The organism is Azospirillum sp. B4 (assembly GCF_000333275.1).
GTDB lineage: Bacteria > Pseudomonadota > Alphaproteobacteria > Azospirillales > Azospirillaceae > Nitrospirillum.
Genome location: NZ_BACU01000073.1, coordinates 1 through 19,554, shown reverse-complemented (window position 1 = coordinate 19,554; position 19,554 = coordinate 1). Strand labels below are relative to the sequence as shown.

The 19,554-nt window shown below is 67.8% G+C and carries 17 protein-coding genes; 7 read left to right on the top strand and 10 right to left on the bottom strand.

Going from position 1 to position 19,554, the window contains the following annotated elements; genetic code table 11:
* Both I55_RS03035 and I55_RS03030 read right to left on the bottom strand, forming a co-directional pair.
* Positions 1-1,783: TonB-dependent siderophore receptor (locus I55_RS03035; protein ID WP_049973784.1), on the bottom strand; the 1,783-nt coding region annotated here is incomplete at its 3' end.
* 205 nt (positions 1,784-1,988) lie between these two features.
* A complete protein-coding gene (locus I55_RS03030; RefSeq protein WP_044559021.1) occupies positions 1,989-4,049 on the bottom strand; it encodes a hypothetical protein in 2,061 nt (686 codons plus the stop codon).
* 137 nt (positions 4,050-4,186) lie between these two features.
* On the opposite strand from I55_RS03030, the gene I55_RS03025 reads away from it, so the two are divergent.
* Together I55_RS03025 and I55_RS03020 are read left to right on the top strand one after the other, a co-directional pair.
* A complete protein-coding gene (locus I55_RS03025) occupies positions 4,187-4,849 on the top strand; it encodes an acetyltransferase (protein WP_044559025.1) in 663 nt (220 codons plus the stop codon).
* Positions 4,849-5,775 (top strand): hypothetical protein, encoded by a 927-nt coding sequence (locus I55_RS03020; protein ID WP_044559020.1) that lies wholly within the window; start codon positions 4,849-4,851, stop codon positions 5,773-5,775. Before I55_RS03025 ends, I55_RS03020 begins: the two co-directional genes overlap by 1 nt.
* A gap of 33 nt (positions 5,776-5,808) precedes the next feature.
* Here the strand turns inward: I55_RS03020 and I55_RS03015 are convergent, their stop codons facing one another.
* From I55_RS03015 to I55_RS03005, 3 genes are all read right to left on the bottom strand, one after another.
* Positions 5,809-6,441, bottom strand: coding sequence for a class I SAM-dependent methyltransferase (locus I55_RS03015; RefSeq protein WP_044559019.1), 633 nt, complete (start codon positions 6,439-6,441; stop codon positions 5,809-5,811).
* Complete coding sequence (locus I55_RS03010; RefSeq protein ID WP_044559018.1) at positions 6,438-7,442, bottom strand: glycosyltransferase family 2 protein; 1,005 nt, start codon at positions 7,440-7,442, stop codon at positions 6,438-6,440. Before I55_RS03010 ends, I55_RS03015 begins: the two co-directional genes overlap by 4 nt.
* A gap of 141 nt (positions 7,443-7,583) precedes the next feature.
* Positions 7,584-8,342, bottom strand: a complete 759-nt coding sequence (locus tag I55_RS03005) for a GNAT family N-acetyltransferase (protein ID WP_159107096.1) — start codon at positions 8,340-8,342, stop codon at positions 7,584-7,586.
* A gap of 387 nt (positions 8,343-8,729) precedes the next feature.
* Between I55_RS03005 and rffA the strand changes: the two genes are divergently transcribed.
* Positions 8,730-9,887 (top strand): dTDP-4-amino-4,6-dideoxygalactose transaminase, encoded by a 1,158-nt coding sequence (rffA, locus tag I55_RS03000; protein WP_044559016.1) that lies wholly within the window; start codon positions 8,730-8,732, stop codon positions 9,885-9,887.
* On the top strand, positions 9,880-10,644 hold the full coding sequence (locus tag I55_RS02995; protein WP_044559015.1) for a WbqC family protein: 765 nt from the start codon (positions 9,880-9,882) through the stop codon (positions 10,642-10,644). Before rffA ends, I55_RS02995 begins: the two co-directional genes overlap by 8 nt.
* A 20-nt stretch (positions 10,645-10,664) precedes the next feature.
* Here I55_RS02995 and I55_RS02990 read toward each other — a convergent pair whose 3' ends face one another.
* Positions 10,665-11,063 (bottom strand): Rieske (2Fe-2S) protein, encoded by a 399-nt coding sequence (locus I55_RS02990; protein WP_083900801.1) that lies wholly within the window; start codon positions 11,061-11,063, stop codon positions 10,665-10,667.
* Complete coding sequence (locus I55_RS02985; protein WP_044559014.1) at positions 11,064-11,999, bottom strand: VOC family protein; 936 nt, start codon at positions 11,997-11,999, stop codon at positions 11,064-11,066.
* Positions 12,000-12,282: 283 nt separating this feature from the next.
* Here I55_RS02985 and I55_RS02980 point away from each other — a divergent pair, with 283 nt between their 5' ends.
* The 3 genes from I55_RS02980 to I55_RS02970 are packed head-to-tail and all read left to right on the top strand — an operon-like array spanning position 12,283 to position 15,095.
* The gene (locus I55_RS02980) at positions 12,283-13,677 is read left to right on the top strand and encodes an amidohydrolase family protein (protein ID WP_044559023.1); all 1,395 of its coding nucleotides are present in this window, start codon (positions 12,283-12,285) and stop codon (positions 13,675-13,677) included.
* Positions 13,674-14,108 carry a heme-binding protein gene (locus I55_RS02975; protein ID WP_044559013.1) on the top strand — a complete coding sequence of 145 codons (435 nt, stop codon included), beginning with the start codon at positions 13,674-13,676 and terminating at the stop codon, positions 14,106-14,108. The genes I55_RS02980 and I55_RS02975 overlap by 4 nt, the downstream gene beginning before the upstream one ends.
* A gap of 21 nt (positions 14,109-14,129) precedes the next feature.
* Entirely contained in the window at positions 14,130-15,095 is a 966-nt protein-coding gene (locus tag I55_RS02970; RefSeq protein ID WP_044559012.1) for a PDR/VanB family oxidoreductase, read from the top strand.
* 3 nt (positions 15,096-15,098) lie between these two features.
* Here I55_RS02970 and I55_RS32670 read toward each other — a convergent pair whose 3' ends face one another.
* From I55_RS32670 to I55_RS02955, 3 genes are all read right to left on the bottom strand, one after another.
* Positions 15,099-17,006 (bottom strand): CopD family protein, encoded by a 1,908-nt coding sequence (locus I55_RS32670; RefSeq protein WP_049973782.1) that lies wholly within the window; start codon positions 17,004-17,006, stop codon positions 15,099-15,101.
* Positions 17,007-17,088: 82 nt separating this feature from the next.
* A complete protein-coding gene (locus I55_RS02960) occupies positions 17,089-17,427 on the bottom strand; it encodes a copper resistance protein CopC (RefSeq protein WP_159107095.1) in 339 nt (112 codons plus the stop codon).
* A 120-nt stretch (positions 17,428-17,547) separates the two neighbouring features.
* The coding region (locus I55_RS02955; protein ID WP_044559010.1) for a TonB-dependent receptor at positions 17,548-19,554 on the bottom strand (2,007 nt) is incomplete at its 5' end.

The following is a 19,554-nucleotide window of genomic DNA, read 5'->3' as shown; positions in this document are numbered from 1 at the left end:
AGTAGTCGACGTCAAGGTTGACCTTGTAGGGCAGGTCGAAGACCAGGCCGCCGGCGATGTGAAACGAGGTTCCGGGTTTCAGCGCCTGGGCGCGGTAGTACTTGGCGATGGCGCTGCCCACGGGGTAGGTGCCCTGTTCCACCGGGTTGCCGTTCTGGAAGATGGTGGTCACTTCNGACACGTTCTCCTGCCCCGGCGTGGGGGCGCGGAAACCGGTGTTGACGGAACTGCGGATGGCGACCCAGTCGGTCAACTGGTAGCGGCCGGTCACCTTCCAGTTGGTGGTGCTGCCGAAGTCGCTGAAATCCTCATACCGCAGCGCGAAGCCCAGGCTGAGGTCCTTGATCACGTCCGCCTCCGCATCGGCGTAGAAGGCGTAGTTGCTGCGCGGGAACTGGCCGGCGTCGGTGGGCGTGAAGCCGGGCATGCCGTTGGACCCGACCGGCACGTAGGCCGAATAGTCGCCGGAGGTGTAGGAGGCGGCGTCGCCCGGGGTGATGGTGTAGACCTCACGCCGGTATTCCGCACCCCCCGCCAGCGTCAGGGGGCTGGCCAGCCAATCGATGTGGACCGGATAGGTCAGGTCCAGGTTCAGGTCCGTCTCTTCCTGGGTCTGGGTCCCGACATAGAACTGGGTGGGGCTGCTGGGGCCCAGCGACGGGTTGACCGTGTTGACCAGGTTGTAGCGCACCTCATCCCGGCCATAGCTGGCGCTGGCGTCGATGATCAGGCCGGACTTCAGCGTCGTCTTGTAGCCGCCGGTGATGCTGCTATCCAGGATGTCGCCGTAGAACCAGGGATGGTAACCACCGGGATAAACCTTGTTCCAGGCGAAGGTGGACCCGTTGTCCAGCGTGAAGGTGGTGCCCAGCCAACTGCTCAGCGGGTCGCGGTAATAGAAGCTTTCCTTGGTGTTGCTGTGGGCGAAGTTGCCGAACAGGTAGACCTTGGAATTGTCGGTCAGGTCGATGCCGCTGTTGACGAACAGCCGCTCGGCCTCCACCGCGTTGTCGCCCCAGCGCTGGTTGGGCGTGGGATACCCCTTGGGGCCGGGGTCGTAGCCGGATGCCTTCAGGGCGGTGACGTCGGTGCGCTCCACCCCCCGGTCGGTGGGGTCGTTCTTCTGGTATTCGGCGCTGATGTTGACGAAGCCGCGGTCGCCCAGCGGCAGGCCGGAATTCACCTGCACGTGGCCGGTGGCGCCATCGCCGGCATAGTCCTGGCCCCACTGGACGATGACGCTGCCGCCGTCGGCCGCGTCCTTCAGGGTGAAGTTCATGACCCCGGCGATGGCGTCCGACCCGTATTGGGCGGAGGCGCCATCGCGCAGCACCTCCAACTGCTTGATGGCGATGGCGGGGATCTGGTTCAGGTCGGCACCTTGCGAGCCCGAGGTTTGGGCGTCGCCCGCGATCTGCACCAGGGCGGAGCGGTGGAAGCGCTTGCCGTTGATCAGCACCAGGGTCTCATCCGGTGGCAGGCCGCGCAGGGTGGGTGGGCGCACGATGCCCGAGCCGTCGTCGCTGGAGAAATGGCCGACGTTGAAGGAGGGGACCAGCGTTCGGATCAGGTCCTGCGTGTCGCTGCCGGCCTGGCGCTGCAAATCCTCCGGCGTGAACACATCCACCGGCGACGGGCTGTCGGCCACGGAACGGTCGACGCGGCGGCTGCCGGTGACGATGATTTCGCTCAGGCCATCGGCATCCGCCGGCGCGGTCGCCGCCCAGGCCAAGCCGCTGAGGGAGGTGGAGCCGAAAAGGGAAAGAACAGTAACGGCGGACAAGCGTCGCCAATTACGCGCGGAATTCCGCGCACAGCCCCAAGTACCCATTATGAAGTCTCCCAGATTATCGTTTCGATACGCTTCTGGGTCGCTTCGTGGTGATTTTTCCCCGGATGCCCGTAACGCTTTTTCTGACGCTTTTGAGAAAGCCTACGGGACACGACTTAGGGTTGGGGATGCGACATTTCGCCTTCGGCTGATGGGCCTATGCCCCGGCCAATACGGTTGTGTCGTAAACGAAGACCTCGCCCCGGTGGAAGGTGGCGGCCGCGCCGGAACCATCCCAGGCCGGCATGTCCGGCGCCGCCACGATGTACCATCGGATGCCGCGCTGACGCAGCAGGGCCGCGGCGGCTTGACGGTCACCGGCATGGTCCACGGCGGCCTGATCCGCCATCCGTTGCCGCACCACCGCCACCACCTCCGGCGTTCGCGTCGTCAACATCTGGTCGATGCGCGCCACATGACACGGGATGCCCGTCAGGGCGACCAGTTGCATCGCGGGTCCATCAAGGGCCCCGTTGGCGCCATGCCCACCGATCAGCATGCGATCCCCTGGCGTCGCATGGTCCCGCAGATAGCCCGCCGCCTCCGGTATGCCGGGTTGCACCCGGGTGTGGAAAAAGGCGCTGGCCCAACCCAACGCGGCCGAGGGGCGGGCGGGGTCCGTTCCGTGGAGAAACGTCAGGGCCAGGACGACGGTGACCGCGACCGCCGCGGCGCCCCGGCCAGGCCCCAACCGGTTGATCCACGTGCCCCAGCCGCCGGCCTCGGCCATCCTGACCGTGGTCCACAGGGCGACGATGGCATAGAGCAGCACGAAATGCCGTTGTTTGTATTCCGACACGTTATTGTTCATGGCCATGGGCGCCCAGAAGACCAGAAGGACGTAGGTGACGCACAACAGCACGGGGGGCAAGTCCTCCGCCTGGAAGCGTTTGCCCCGGGTCACCAGGACCAGGGCCAACACGGCGGCCACCAGCCAGGCCCCGAGGGCCGCCGGCAGCGCCATCAACCCGCCGGCGAGTGTCCGCCAGCCGTCACCAAGCGCATGCACCCAGGCCGCGACGGCCTCGGGACCGTTGTTGTACAGGGCGTCCGCATATCGGGTGGCCGCCGTCCAGGTCAACAGGCCCTGCCCCAGCCATCCGAACACCAGCGCCACGGTGAGAAGGGAGGCGAGGGCCAGCCCGAATACAACCATCCGCCAAGGCCAAGGCGCGGGTAAGAGGCGCCAGGCGACCGTGCCGGCCATGGCTGGTGCCCACAAGAGGAACATGTGGGCGCGGATGGCGATCAGCATGAACGTCAGCAGCACGGCCAGTGCCAGCGGCCTGGCCCCCCCGCCCCTGCACCATTTCAGAAGGCACAGGTAGGCGACGGCGGCGGTTCCGATGGCGTAGGCGGACCCCGGCGCGGTGAACACCAACCAGTCGAAGCCCAGAAGGCCGTTGCGCAGGCCGTAATGGGACGCATCGGGCACCAGGAGCATAAGCCCCAAAGCGATGAAGGCGACACCCATGCCTCCCATCTCCGCCGCCAGCCCGAACAAACCGCAGAGACCGACGAAAAGCCCCAACGGCAAAAGGACCGCTGTCGCCAGGCCCAAGGCGGGCAAGCCGGTCACTTGACCCAGGGCGGCGGGCAGCATGAAGGGGGCGTAATGATAAAAATAACGCGGCGCGCCCGGCACAATCAGATCACCACCGCCAGCCGCCAGGGGTGCGCCGAAGGAGGCGACCACCGTTCCGTGGGCGAAATAATCGACCCAACTGGGGAGCACGAGGGTCTCTGTCAGCGTTGGCAGGGCCGCCGCGATGTGTCGGCAAAAGAAGGCGACCACGATGGCCCAGACCAGCGCCGTGAAAACGTCGGACCAGGGGACGGGGGGCAGAGCCGTCCGGCTTTCGCGCCGCACGATGATCCAGGCGATGACCATGGCCGACCATGCCATGAAGGCTGATTGGGCGGTCCACCCGAAAACCAGGGTGGGAATCAGCATGGCGACGCTGGTGACGCTGATGCCGACGACCAGGGCCACCGGCAGCCGGGCCGCCAGTCCGTCCACCTTGAACTGGTTCAAAAGCAGTTCGCCGCTGGTCGTGACGATGGCGGTGCCGGCCAGGGTCGCGATAGGCCAGATCGGGGTGATCGGTGTGCCCGCCAACAGCAGCAGGCTGTCGACCAGGCCGGCGACGGTGACGATGAAAAGCAGCCGGGCCGCGGGCGATCCGGTCAGGCGGTACGGGTTGGCATGGGTGGTCATGGTCGTCACGGGGGCCGGTGGGCGAGGCGGGAGGCGCCCCGAAGGGCTGTTTGATTCGTTAACGCACTGGACCATATGACAAAGGGTGTGGCATGTGCCATAGCAGGGTCGCGATGATCGTGCACGCGAGGGCCAGCATGAAGGATATTGTCATCTTCGGTGCCGGTGATATCGCCGCCTTGGCCGACTTTTACTTCACCCATGACTCGCCCCGGCGGGTGGCGGCCTTCACCGTCGATGCCGCCTTTCTCTCTGGTGACGCCTTCCTGGGCCGGCCTGTCGTGCCGTTCGAAACCGTCGGGGATCATTACCCGCCCGACCGGTTTGATTTCTTTGTGGCCGTCAGTTATGCGCGGCTGAACGCGGTGCGTGCCGGTAAGGTCGCCGAGGCCCGGGCCAAGGGTTATGAACTGGTCAGTTACGTCAGCAGCCGGGTGACCGTTTTCCCGGACCTTTCCCATGGCCACAATTGCTTCATCCTGGAAAACAACGTCATCCAGCCCTTCGCCCGCTTGGGGAACAATGTGACGTTGTGGAGTGGCAATCACATTGGCCACCATTCGGTGATCGAGGATGACGTGTTCATCGCCTCCCATTGCGTGGTGTCGGGTGGGGTGCGTGTTGGCCAGGCGGGCTTCCTGGGGGTGAATACCACCGTGCGCGACCATGTCACCCTTGGGCCGAGATGCGTCTTGGGCGCCGGCGCCCTGGTCCTGGCGGACCTGCCGGCGGAGAGCGTGGTGGCGCCGCGTGGTACCGAAGTCTCGCCCGTCCCCAGCCATCGTTTGCGGCGTATCTGATGGCTCCCATTCCAACCGGGCGCTGGCGTAAACTGGGCCAGGTATTCGCCGGCCCGGCCGGTGCCGACGCGTCTTTGCTCACCCACGCCGCCCTGCCGGTCGCCGTCCCCTTGGAGGGGGATCTCGTTCGCGTGTTTTTCAGCGGCCGGGACGCGGCCAACCGTTCCGCCGTTGGCACGGTGCTCATCCGTTTGGGGGAAGTCCCCCGGGTGGAGGATCAGCCGGCGGCGCCTGTCCTGCTGCCCGGCGGCGTCGGCGCCTTTGACGACGCGGGCGTCGGTATCGGCTGTGTCGTGCCCGGTGGCGATGCCGACCGGCTATACTATATGGGCTGGAATGTCGGGGGCTCCGTGCCTTGGCGCAACGCCATCGGCGTCGCCTTTGGCGACGCGCGGTCGGGCCGGTTCGAGCGTGCTTTCGCCGGCCCGGTTCTGGACCGCAACGTGATGGACCCTTATAGCCTATCCTATCCTTGGGTCTTGCAGCTCGGGCCCGGCGACTGGCGCATGTGGTACGGCACCCATCTGACTTGGGGTGCCGCCATCGCCGACATGAGTCACGCCATCCGCCACGCCTCGTCGGTGGACGGGCTGTCCTGGCACCCCGCCACCGCCCTGGCGCTTCCGCCGGAGGGGGATGAGGTGGCCACGGTTCGGCCGACGGTTCGGCCGATGACGGGCGGCGGCTATGAGATGCACTATGCCGCCCGGGGCGCTGACACCCCCTATCGCATCGGCAGGGCGGTCAGCGTCGATGGCCACCGGTGGGTCAGGGCCGGTGGCGGCCTGGCCCCGGACCAAGGGGGCTGGGAAGCGGGCGCCACCACCTATCCATGTGTGTTCGAACAGGGCGGGCGGCGCTGGCTGCTGTACAACGGCGCGAACTATGGCGGTACCGGCTTCGGCCTGGCGGTTTGGGAGGAGTGACCGCCGGTGGGCGCCTTAGGCCCGCGGAACACCTTAGGAATGACGAACCAGCACCGTGAACTCCCAGAGGCCATAATCCTGCAGCAGCGCGACATGGCGGCCGAAGCGGTCCAGGCATGTCCGCAGGGTCGCGGCCGGGTCGGCATAGAACAGGTCGTCCCGCCGCCTGTTCGGGTCCGACGACAGGCTTAGCAGGTTGAAACCAAAGCCCCGTTGGCCGGCCCGTGCCAGAACGTCCACGGTTCGCCACACATGGTCACTCCATTCGGCCAGCGTCGCGCCCCGCATGACGTTGAAGATGCCGCTGGCGACGGCGTAGTCGGCCGGCGCCGCCGGCAGGGCGCCTACATGGAAGCCGTGGCCGGCGGCCGGGCCGTGCAGGTGGCGGGCCGCCTCGATCATGGCCGGCGCCACGTCATAGCCGGCGTAGGGACCCTGGTGTCCGGCGGCCCGCAGGAAGGCTAGGAAGTCACCATAGCCGCAGCCCAGGTCCACCACGCCGGCCTGGGGATCGTCCGCCAGTAACCGCAGGAACTGCTGGTGCCTCAGGCGCTGGCTCTCGCCGTCCTTCCAGTCCACCCCCCGGGGGGTGGTGCCGTGCTCCGCCAGCTTGGCGCTGTAATACGAACCGATGGCGGTGAGGATGGGGGACGATGGGGGATTCATGGGCCGAAGAGATCCAACAGCGGATTGGTTTGAGCGCCGGGGGCCGTGTCGTCGTCGCTGGCGCGGTGGATGGCGCGCAAATGCGTGTAGGGCCGGCGCTTCACCTCCGACAGGATGTTGGCGATATAGATGCCCAGGATGCCGAGAATGAAGATCGTGGTGCCGCCGAAGAACCACAGGGACACGATCAGCGAATAATATCCATGCACGCCCGCTCCGTACACGAAATATTTGAATAGCGAATAACAGATATACATGGCGGAGGTGGCGCTGATGGCGAAGCCCGAATACAGGATGAAGTAAAGAATCTTGGTCGACGTGGTGATGATATGCTCCACCGCCATCTCGACCTTCCGCTTCAGCGAATATGAAGTCGGGGACAGTGACAGTTTATCGACGGGCAGCGCGGTCTGACGGAATCCGGTGATGGCCCAGAGATGGGAAATCTGCATCTCCCGGTCGCGATGCGCCACCAGCGCCTGGACATAGGGACGGGACATGAGGCGTGCCGTGATCAGGTTGCGGGACAACGGCAGGTCGCTCAGCGCTTCGACCAGGGAGAAGTAGACCGCCCCGGACAGTCGCTCGAAAAGGCCGCCGCGGCGGCGCCTTTGCACCCCGTACACCACGTCCCACGCCCCCGCCTTCAGTTCGGTGTAAAAGCGGGCCAGCAACTCGGGGGGCTCCTCCAGGTCGCAGTCGATCAGGAAAACCAGATCGCCCCGGGCCTGGGCCAATCCCGTCATCATCGCCTTGTGATGACCGAAATTGCGCGCCAGTTCCAGGACCACCACCCTGGGGTCGCGGGCCACCAGATCCCGGGCCACCGCCAAGCTGTCGTCGGGGGAGCCATCGTCGACCAGGATGAACTCGACCCGGGGGGTGAGGGGCGCCGCGGCCGCGCTGCATCGGGCATGGAACTCGGCGATGGTGGCAGACGACCGGTACAATGTCGTCACAATCGACAAGGTGAAGTCGCCGTCTGGGGCAGATCCCGCCATTTGCTTGACCAATCCTATGAGAGCTTCGCGTAACGGAGCGGCCTGACCGCCGACGCGCGTGACAGGCGCTATCAGCGGGCGCCGTGTGTCGTAAGGTATGGATTAGGGCTACGTCACGGCCATTTGCTCCTGCCGCCGGCCTTAAACCCGATCATCTTGGTTCAAGGGGCCGAACGGGCACCAGTGCAGATTGATTTCCGGTGCCGGAAAACGAAAGCCGAGGGCCGCCAGCAGGTTGAACGATTTGACATTCAGCGAGGAAACGGCCGTCGTCACCTCCTTCACGCCCTCCTGATGATGATAGTGCAGGACCGCTTCCCACATCCGCTTTGCCAATCCACGCCCTTGAAACTCCGGTGGCAGCGCGGTCAGATTCCATTGACGCCGCGTCGGGCCCCGTTCAGCAAGGGTCATGAAACTGATGGTCTTGCCCTCCAGCCGGCATGCCAGCACGGACTGTCCGGGGGTGATGAACGCGCGATCCGCCCAGGTGACGTAGCGGCGTGTTCCCAGTTCGGGCCCCACCTGGGGATCGGCATGCAGCCTGCCGGTCTGGAACGAGCCGGCCACAATGGCGCTGACGATGGGGCGGTCGGCCTCCGTGGCAGGCGAAATGGTCAACTCCGGATCCGGCGGGAACCGTGCCAGATCGGTGATGGATGGTCGGTAGGCCAATTCGATGAAGCGGAACCCCAGCCCCTGGAGGAAGGCGCATTCGGCCAGTTGGTCATGCCGCAGCCGGCAATCGACCAGCAGCACCCTGTTTTCGAGGCACCAGTCGCGAAAGACGGCGAAGGTTTGCGCCGCCCCCTCCGTCCCGCCGGTCATGCTGACCGTGGCGATTGATGCCGTGTTGCCCTGGAAGGTCGCGCGGTCCCAGGGGTTCAGATGGTGGGTCAACTCCAAACCGGGCCCCGACGTCCGTTCCATTACAGGCTGTCGCATGTCCGCTCCTGATCGGAAATCCGGTGGTAACGAGTGCCGCTTATATTGCCGTTGGCATTCTCGGGGATAGTTGGAATCTCCGCCACCGGTTCAAACAAGCCGGAATCGCTCAACGGGTGCAAGTCACGGCGCACCGATCGCTACGCTTAAGTCTATTAATTCAATATTATGATGTGGTTATCGGTTGCGTAGAACTCTCCCCTGTGCCATCCATGATGTATAATTCGGCTATTATAAATTGTTCGATGATCGTGTATGAGTTGTGGTGATGCTAGGGAATTGCTGGCTGGTGTGTTTAACTAAAGCGGTGTCCGATGTGTATGTGGATGCCCTGAGGGTTACATGGTCGATTCGCGCGTAAGCCCTGAACAGGTAGGGTTTAACCGGCCGACGCTGGCGGGGGAGGAATTCGCGTTCATCCGCCAGGCCATTGACATGGCCCACCTGTCCGGCAACGGCCATTTCACGCGGGAGGCGCAAGCCTTGCTGGAAGAGAAGGTAGGGGGCGGTCGCGCCCTGCTTACCCATTCCGGCACCGCCGCGCTGGAGATGGCGGTCATCCTGGCCGGGATCGGGCCGGGGGACGAGGTCATCATGCCGTCCTTCACGTTCACCAGCACGGCCAACGCCGTGGTGTTGCGGGGCGGGGTGCCGGTTTTCGTCGACATCCGGCCCGACACGCTGAACATCGACGAAGCCCTGGTGGAGGGGGCCATCACCCCCCGGACGCGGGCCATCTGCGTCGTCCATTACGCTGGGGTGGCGGCGTCGATGGACGCCATCCTCGACATCGCCGAACGGCACGGCCTGGCCCTGATCGAGGATGCGGCCCAGGCCTTGGGTGCCGGCTGGCACGGCCGTCCCCTGGGATCGTTCGGCCGTTTCGCCGCCTTCAGCTTCCATGAGACCAAGAACATCATCGCCGGGGAAGGGGGCGCGCTGATGGTCAACGACCCCGCGGCGGTGGAGCGGGCGGAGATCATTTGGGAGAAGGGCACCGACCGGGTCCGCTTCCAGCGCGGGGAGGTCGCCAAATACACCTGGGTGGACGTCGGGTCGTCCTACTTGCCCAGCGAGATCACAGCGGCTTTCCTGGTCGCCCAGCTGCAGGCCGCCGAGGCCATCACCGCCCACCGGCTGGAGGCGTGGGGGCGTTATCATGCCGCCCTGGCGGATCTTGAGGCCGCGGGGCGATTGCGGCGGCCCGTCATTCCGGACGGCTGCGCCCATAACGCCCATATCTATCACATCCTGGTTTCCCAGGCGGAGCGCCGCCCCGCGATCCTGGGCGGTCTGGCCGCCCGGGGGGTCAACGCCGTTTCCCATTACGTGCCGCTGCATTCCTCACCCGCCGGTATGCGTTTCGGCCGTGCCTGCGGGACCATGCGCCAGACCGACGACCTGTCCGCCCGCCTGATCCGGTTGCCGCTGCATGCCCGGATCGACGCCGGGGCGCAGGCGCGGGTGGTGGCCGCCCTGACCGAGGTGCTGGATGGTTAGCGGGAACGACGCCGGGGCACGCCCGTCCCGCACGGTCGTCATCACCCAATCCAACTATCTGCCGTGGCGCGGCTATTTCGACCTCATCCGCCAGGCGGACCAGCTCATTCTGCTGGATAGCGTCCAGTACACCCGGCGCGATTGGCGCAACCGCAACAAGATCAAGACGGCCGCCGGGCCGGTTTGGTTGACCGTGCCGGTCGAGGTGAAGGGCAACTACCACCAGGCGATCGATGAGACGCGCGTGGCTGACCGCCGCTGGTCGGCGGCCCACCGTCGCGCCATCGAACTGGCTTACGGGCGGGCGCCGCATTTCCCCGATGGTTTCGCCTGGCTGGATGGCCTGCTGGCGGACCTGGCCGACGAGCCGTCCTTGTCCCGTGTCAATGAGGCCTTGTTGCGCGCGCTCTGCGCCCGCCTGGGCATCGCCACGCCCATCCGGCGGTGCACGGATGTGCTGGAGCGGGAGGCCCTGAGGCGGACGGACGCCACGGGCCGGCTGGTTGATCTTGCCACCGCCGTGGGCGCCACGCGGTACCTCAGCGGTTCGGCCGCCCAGGGCTATCTTGACGTTTCCGCCTTCACCCGCCGCGGTATCGAGGTGGAGTGGATTTCCTATGAGGGCTATCCGCACTATCCCCAACTCTGGGGCGCGTTTGAGCCCGCCGTGTCGGTGATCGACTTGCTGCTGAACACTGGGCCGGACGCGCCGGCTTATCTGGGGCGCCCGGCCGTGACGGTCCAAGGCGGGCGCTGACGTCCGGGCCTGGGTGCCGTTCAGCGCAGGACGGGGCTGGTCGGAGGCAGGTTAAGCCAGAGCCAGCCGTGCTCGACCCCGCCCGGCAAGGCCAGCAGGGACTGGCCGCGGCACGGTCCTTCGATGCACACGCCCGTGTCGGCGTCGAAATGGGCGCCGTGGGCGTAACAGAGGATGCGCTGACCATCGGCGGACAGGAAGCGGTCCTTGCGGTATTCCAGCGGCACCCCCTGGTGCGGGCAATGGTTGTGGTAGATCAGCACGGCGTCGCCCCGGCGCAGGGCGAAGATGGTGTCACGGCCGCTGCCGGCCGGATCGAAGCCCCGCGCCTGGCCGGGAAGCAGCTCATCCGTCCGGCATAGGCGGATGCGGGCCTCCCCCGGGGCATGCGCCCCGGGGGTTGGGGAGGGCGGGGCCACTTAATGGGCACCGCCCTTGGGCGGCGGGCCGCTGGGGAACCACTTGTCCGTCGCCTTGAACAGGAACAGCTGGGAGGTGTCGGCGCCGACCGGCTGATGCCGGGCCACCCATTCGTCGTCGTGCAGGTCCATGTCGGCGTCGTATTCGACGTGGCAGCCCAGCGGGCTGTTGAAGTACCAGAACCAGTTGGACCCGAACAGGTGGCGGCCCGGCCCCCAGAAACTGGTGTAGCCCTTGGCCTGGAATTGGGTGCCGGCGTACAGCACCTCCGTGCCGCTGCCCAGGTGGAAGGTGAAGTGCTCCACCCCCTTCATGAAGGGCGGCGTCTGGATCAGGAACAGGGTGTGGTGGTCATCCGTGCCCGCCGGGCGCAGGAAGGGGCCGGTGCCCGTGAACTTGTCGGTGACCCGGAAGGCCAGCCGGTTCACGTAGAAGGCCTCCGCCTGCTCCATGTTGGGAACGAACAGCACGACGTGCGACAGGGTGCGGGGCGCCACGCTCATGCCCACCTCGACGCCCAGGAGGTTGGGGCCGCGCTGGGGCGGATGGCCGGGGGCGTTGGTCAGATCGGCCGGCGCGGTGAACGGCCGGCGGATGGTCACCTGGAACTTGAGGTGGAAGCCGCTGTCGTCATCGGCGAAGACGCTGCCGTCATCGCCCCGGCGCACTTCGCGATCCTTGGACAGCTCGGCGGCGAGGGCTTCCAGCGTTTCGGCGTCGGCCACGCCGTAGACGATCTCGCGGACCGACGGGGCGGGGCCGATGGCCGGTGGCAGGGTGGGATCGTCGGCGGCGCGGATGATGACGCAGGTGCCGTCCAGCGCTTCGAACCGGCCGTCGCCGGCCGGCGTCAGGCCGTAATCCGTCAGGTACTGGTTGCAGGCGTCGACGTCGTCGACACCGAACACCAGGGCGTCCGGTCCGATGATATTCATGAGGCGCTCGTCTCCCGAAGATGGGGCCGCCCTCTCCACGGGGCGGTCCAACCCAAAATCTAGGGGGCAGGGCGCCGCGTTAAAAACCGTTCCTATCCATTGCATGTATGGACGAAACCGATGGGTTCACCTCTTGCGCGGGCGAACAGCTATGGGCGGGGCCAATAGCTCAACAGCGGAAATTCCCATTTCTCAAGCCCTCGCCGGCCGCCTAGCGTACCGCCAACAACACGCTTGAGGGAGAGACCCGGCGGCCTGTGCCTGCCGGGTGGAGACATCGGCCATGCCCCGCACCTTCGTCCGCTGCCGGCACCTGTTCACCGGGCTGGAGGATGCGTCCCGCGCCGACCAGACCCTGGTGGTCGAGGATGGCCTGTTCGCCCATGTCGGCCCCACGGCCGATGCCCCGGCACCTGGCGCGGGCGACACGGTGACCGACGCCGGCGACCGTTTCGTCATGCCTGGCCTGGTGGATGCTCACACCCATATCGTCTTCGGCAACGCCCGCAGCGAGGAGGACATCGACTACTGGGCCACGCCGGAGTTCCGGGCCCTGCGCGGTCTGTTCTTCGCCCAGCGGGTGCTGGCGGCGGGCTACACCTCGATCGTCGTGCCCGGCGACGCCGGCAACTGCAGCATTTCCGTCCGCGACGCCATCAACGCCGGCCTGTTCACCGGCCCCCGCATCGCCGCCAGCAGCAATGTCATCGCCAACCGCCACAGCCTGAACGACTGGTTCCCGGAGCATGTCGGCACGCCGGAGTATGTGACGGGCCGCCTGTGCACCACGCGCGACGCCCAGATGGAGGAGGTGCGGCGCCAGGCCAAGGCCGGGGTGGACGTCATCAAGATCGCCATGGACGGCACCCACCTCCGCGAGGATGGCACCCACATCGCCGCCTTCACCCAGGAGGAGATCGGCGCCATGGTGGCGGAGGCCCACCGCCTGGGCAAGAAGGTGGTGACGCACGCTTATGGCAAGGAGGCGGTGCTGTACGCCGCCCGTGCCGGCGTGGACGTCATCAACCACGCCTTCTTCGCCGACGATGAATGCATCGACGCCATGTTGAAGTCCGGCAGCCACGTCAGCCCCACCCTGACCTTCCTGCGCAACAACGTGGAATTCGGGCAGCCGCATGAGCCTACCGCCGGCTCCGGCTACCAGGCCATGCAGCGCCGGGTGATCGCCGTGCCCAAGCGCACGCTGACCCGCATGCGGGAGGCAGGCGTGCCCTTCATGACCGGCAGCGACAGCGGCTTCGCCGTCACCCCCTACGGCGAATGGCACGCGCGGGAGATCGAGATCCTGGTGGACTGGCTGGGCTTCACCCCCGCCCAGGCCCTACGCGCCGCCACCAGCGTCTCCGCCCGCGCCATGCCGCGCGGCCACACCCTGGGCGCCATCGAGGCCGGCCGGCGGGCGGACTTCATCTTCGTGGACGGTGACCCCCTGGCCGACGTCGCCCTGCTGCAACGCCCGGGCAGCGTCACCGCCGTCCATATCGGCGGTGCTGCGGTGGCGGTGGAGGCGCGACGCTATGACCCGTACAAGGTCACCCACCTCGGCAGCCTGAAATGGACGGACGTCTACACCCGCGACCGTGCCGCGGAGCTGGGCCTGTGGCACAGTGCCGGCGCCGGTCCGCAGGGGGCCGGCCTGAAGGAGGGAACACGATGACCGCTTTGACCTGCGCCGTGGCGCTGAAACTGGTGGAGGCCATCCTGGCCGACGGCCGCGCCCGGGGCTTCGCGCCCTTGACCGCCGCCGTGCTGGACGCCGGCGGCCATGTGGTGGCGCTGGCCCGCGACGACGGTTCCAGCCTGCTGCGGCCGCAGATCGCCACGGGAAAGGCCTGGGGCGTGCTGGGCATGGGCTTCGGCGGACGGGAACTGGCGCAGCGCGCCGCCAGGATGCCGGCCTTTTTCACCGCCGCCATCGAGCTGGCCGACGGCAAGATGGTGCCGGTACCGGGCGGGGTGCTGATCCGCGATGCCGACGGCCGCATCCTGGGTTCCGTGGGCGTGTCCGGCGACACCTCCGACAATGACGAGATCTGCGCCGTGGCGGCGCTGGAGGCCTTGGGCTTCAAGGCCGACACGGGCGCCTGAAAACCAACAGGGGATGGGGCAATGGGTGAGGGGACGCTGATGCTGCGGGTGGCGGCCAAGACGGTGGAGGCGGAGGGCATCTGCAGTTTCGAACTGGCCGACCCCACCGGTGCCCCCTTGCCCGCCTTCTCCGCCGGGTCGCACATCGACGTGCTGATCGATGATGGCCTGACGCGGCAATACTCCCTGTGCAACGATCCGGCGGAAGGCCACCGCTATCTCATCGGCGTGCTGCGCGACCCGGCCTCGCGCGGCGGGTCGGCCGCGATGCACGACCGGGTGGCGGTGGGCCAGTTGATCCGGGTCAGCGCACCGCGCAACCATTTCGCCTTGGCCCATGGGGCGGGGCGCCACCTGCTGCTGGCCGGTGGTATCGGCGTCACCCCCATCCTGTGCATGGCGGAGCGGCTGGCCGCCACGGGTGCCGCGTTCGCCATGCACTACTGCGCCCGCAGCCCCGCACGCGCGGCCTTCCGCGACCGCATCCGCGCCAGCGGCTTCGCCGACGCCGTGCGCTTCCACTTCGATGACGGCGACGCCGCGCAGAAGCTGGACATTCCCGCCCTGCTGGCCGCCCAGGATGCCGGCACCCATCTCTATGTCTGTGGGCCCAAGGGCTTCATGGACGCGGTGCTGGGGGCCGCCCGGTCCGGCGGCTGGCCGGAGGAGCGGCTCCACTATGAGTTCTTCGGGGCGGAGGTGGCGCCCGCCGCCGGCGACCAGGCGTTCGAGGTGCAGCTGGCCAGTTCCGGTCGGATCATCGCCGTGCCGGCGGACAAGACGGTGGTGCAGGCCCTGCTGGAGGCCCGGGTGGTGGTCGACACCTCCTGCGAACAGGGGGTGTGCGGCACCTGCCTCACCCGAGTGCTGGACGGCGTGCCCGACCACCGCGACCTCTACCTGACGCCGGAGGAACAGGCGCGCAACGACCAGTTCCTGCCCTGCTGCTCCCGCGCCAAGACCCCGCGGCTGGTGCTGGATATCTGAATCCTAATGATGGTGGTGCCCGCCGCCGCCGGTGGCGAAGGGGTGGCGTTCCGCGTCCGCCGTCTGGGCTGTCAGCTGGGCCACCGCCTCGGGCGTGGCGGGGAAGGGGCCTTGCCAGACGCGGCGCAGGGCGCCCCGGCTGTCGATCAGCACCAGCATGGGGCCGTCGGCGGTGCCGCCGATGGTGCGGTAAGCCACCGCCGCCTCCGGCACGGCGCCGCCGCAGGTGCCGGGCGGCGGAGCTTGGTCCGCGGCGGTGGCGATGATGACGGGCACGACGGGCGTGGCCTGGACCGCCGCCAGGGCCGGGGCGGATACGTCGTCATGGCCGATGGCCAGCAGCACGGGATGGCCGGCCAGGTCGGCCAGGCTGCCCGCCTTGGCCAGCGGGCCGGCGGGGCACCTCAGGTCCAGTTCCGGTGCCGGCATGCCCCAGGTCCAAACGCCCTGGGCTTCTGCCACCGTGCTGCCGCTGTTGAGCGTGTGGATGTAGTCGATCAAGGCCCAGCGCTCATCCTCCGACAACTGGCCCTCAAATGCCGGCATGACCGGCTTGCCATCAGGATCCGGCATGCCATGGGTCAGCCACCAGAAGATGTCGCCCTCGCTGTGGTCCAGCAGGTGGTGGGCGGTCAGGTCGGCGGGCGGGATGCTGAGATTGGCGGCGTCCGGCCCGTCGCCGGCACCGCCGGCGCCATGGCAGCGGGCGCAATGGCTGGGGAACAGGGCGGCGCCCTCCGCCACCGAGGCGGCGGTGAACCCGGTGGGGGAGGACCAGAAGCTGGTGGGGAAGGCCTGCACCGTCAGCAGGTCCAGGTCCGGCACCCCGAACCAGAAGGAGGCGGCCGCCACCGCCAGCGCGGGCAGACGCACGGCCGGGGATGGGCGCCGCCAGGCGCCGGGCCAGGGCGGCAGGATCGCCAGCAGGGTGGCCACCAGGCCCAAGCCGGTCAGGGCGATGGCCTTCCAGGCCATGCCGCCGTAGTCGGGGTCGGACAGGATTTCGCCGCTCAGCTTGCGGGTGAAGGGCCATAGCGGCTGGTCATGCGCTCCCGGCACGATGCTGGCCAGCCAGGCGGCCAGCGCCACCACGGCGGTGCCCAGCACTAGTTCCACGCAGACGCTGAGGCGCAGGGCGCCGATGCCCACGGTGCCCCGCGCCAGGCCGGGGCTGACGTGCCAGCGGTTCAGGGCGGCGCAGCCCAGCATCAGGGCGAACAGCGCGGCCTTGGCAAGGGCGATTTGGCCATAGGGGGTGCCGATCAGGCCGGCCAGGCCGCCGATCAGTCCCACGCCATTCAGCAGGGCGGTGGCCGCCAGCAGGGTGACGCAGGTGACGCCCAGGGGGGAGAAGCGGGTGGCCAGGTCCGCCGCCAGGGCGGGCCGCGCCAGGGCCAGCAGCAGGCCCGCCATGCCGCCCAGCCAGGCGCCCGCCGCCAGCAGGTGCAGCATCTCGGCCACCAGTCCCGGCAGCGCGGCGGCGTTGAAGGTGACGGCCACATGCCCGACGGCGGCGTGCAGGGCCAGGGACAGGCCCAGCAGCCCGGCCAGTGCCTTTATCGGCAGCCGGCCGCCGAAGGCGACGGCGGCGGCCAGCAGCGCCAGGCGGGGGATCAGCACATGGCCATAGCGGGTGCCCGCCGTGGGCCCCAGGGCGCCCAGGATCGCGGACGGCGTGCCGTCACCGACGAACACCGCCGCCTGCGCCGCGAACCAGGCGAGTCCCGCCACCAGGGCGGCCAGCGCCGCGCCGCGTGTCCACCGCCGCAGGATGCCGATTAGCGCCGCGCGCTCCGGTCCCTCCGGCGCTTTCAACACCAGGATGGCGAAGGCCGGCAGGCCCCAGCCCGCCAGGGCCAGGGCGATGTGCAGGCCACGGGTGACGGCTAGGCTGGTTTCCAAGGGGCTCATGGGCGGGCGATCGATCACTCGGAATAGGAGACGGCGCCGGCGGGGGCCGCCGGCGCCGCGCAGGTCCCTAGGGGAGGGACGCTTACTTCTGCACGTCGAAGGTGAAGCCGCCCTTGGATTTGTGGGTGTCGACCGAGGTGACGGCCCAGTCCACCGTATAGGTGCCGGGGGCGGCGCCGTCGATGCTGACGATCAGGTGCTTGGCGTCCGCCGGGTCGGTGTGGGTATCGCCCTTGTCCACCTTGACCCCGTTGGGGCCGGGACCTGTGACGGTGATGGTGCTGAACTTGGGCTCCAGATCCTCGGTGAACCAGGCTTCCACCTGCGTGGCGGTGGCCACAGTGCCGCTGGCGGTGGGGACGGAGCGCTTCAGGTGGGCATGGGCGGCGGCGGTGCCGGCGAGGCCCAGGCCCAAACCCAAGGGCGACGGCGAAGGCGGCAGCGGCGGCCGGGAAACGGGAGGGTCATGGTGCGTGTCCTTTGGGTGGGGGAACGGGTGATGTGACCGGGTATCGAAGCGATGGTCATCACAGGGATACCTTCAGGCCGCCGAAGAAGTCCGCCCCGGGAAGGGGTGGTAGAGGAAGTACTTCTCATCATTGAGGTTGTCGACACCCAGGTCCAGCGTCAAATTGTCCAGCACCTTGTAGTTGACGTGGACATCGGCCACCAGGAAGCTGTCGAAGGCGCCGAATACCTTGCCCACGCTGTCGGTATTGTCCAGGGTCGAATACTGCTTTCCACTATAGCGGCCGGCCAGGGTGACGGCCCATTGCTCATCCGGCCGGTATGTCGCCGCCAGGGTGACGCGCCACTCGGGCACGTAGGGCACGTGCTTGCCCGTGGCCGTGGTGCCGGTGGTGCTGGCGAAGTTGGGGTCGGACAGGATGGTGCTGTCGACATAGGTGACGCTGCCCGACAGCTCCAGCCCCCGGACCAGCACGTTGTCGCGGCTGGCCGCCAGCTCGATCCCGCGGTTGCGCACCTCATCGACGTTGACGACGTAGGTGACGGGTGTCGTGCCGGTCAGGAAGGCGGTCTGTGAAACCAGGGCGTCGCGCGTGTTCTCCTGGAACAGGGACAGGCGTACCCGGCCAGCCTCGAAGGCGCGCTCCACCGCCAGTTCGCCGGACAGCACCCGTTCCGGCTTCAGGCTGGCGTTGGGCACGCTGTAGGTGGAGCCCGTCTGCACCAGCTGGTACAGCTCCGCCACCGTGGGGAAACGGTACGCTTCCCCGAACGAGCCCGTGACCTGCCAGCCCGGGGCGGCGTTCCAAGCCAGCGAGGCCTTGGGCGAGAAGCGCGTGGCCTCCACCTCGGCCTGGCGCACGCCCGTCGTGCCGCTGTAGTTGTAGCCGTCGAAGGCGCGCCAGCGTTCCAGCCGGCCACCCAGGGTCAGCGTCCAATCGGGCGCCAGCGTCCAGGCGTCCTCCGCCCACAGCCCCAGGGTCTGGGTCTTGCCCCGGCCGGTGGAATAAAGGCTCTGGCCGCTGTCCGAGCCGCCGGTCCAGGTGGCCGTGTTGTAGGTGGGATTGTTCAGCTCATACTGGTCGCCGTGCAGGCCGGCGCTGACCACATGCCCCCCACCCACGCGCCACAGCGCCTTGGCGTCCAGGGTGGACCAGTTGGTGCCGTCCAGCCGGGCGATGCGGCCGCTGGTGCCAAAGCCCGTGCCGGTGGCGGTGACGCTGGTCGGCGTGCGCTGGATGTCGTCCAGATAGCTGTAATGGGTGGCGACCACCTCGCCCTCCCAGGGGCCGCCCGTGTCTGTGCGCAGGCTCAGGCTCTGGGCCAGATGCGCCTCCCACAGCGTGTACTTGCCGCTGGCGAAGCCCGACAGGCCGGCGAAGGTGGGGGTTCCGGCGGCGTCGCGCAGATAGGTCTGGACGTCCGACGTGGCGTCGTTCTGCCAATAGCCCAGGGTGTAGGCGGCGTGCAGGTCCGGCGCCAGGTCATAGCCCAGCTTCAGCTTGGCGTTGGTCATGCGGGTGTGCAGCAGGCCGCTGGCCCCCACCACGTCGGCCACGGCCCCCGTCTTGTTCTGGGCCAGATAGGTGCCGGTGGTGCCGCTGGGCACCTTGGAATTGGTGACGAAGGACAGGGGCTGGCTGTCACTGTCCAGATAGTTGGCGCTGAGGAACCAGGTGAAGGCGCCCAGGCGGTCGCCCACGCTGGCGCTGGTCTGCGAGCTGACCAGGTCCTTGTGGGTACCGTACAGGCCAAAGGTCTGCACCGCTTCCGTCTGTTTGGCGGTGGCTTCCAGGTGGTCGGGCTGGCGGGTGGTGATGCGCACCACGCCGCCCATGGAGTTGCCCGGGTAGGCTGCCGAATAGGGCCCGTACAGCACGTCGACGCTGGCGATCTCCTCCGGCGCCACCAGGCCCCAGCGGGGGGCGCCGGCGGTGTTGTTGTTGGCGATCAGGGCGGAGATCAGGGCGTCGTCGGCATAGACCAGGCTGCGGGCGCTGGAGTTCACGCCCCAGGTGCGCGTGGCCAGCACCGCCTGGGTGTCACCCATGTTGCGCTTCCGCAGGAACAGGCTGGGCAG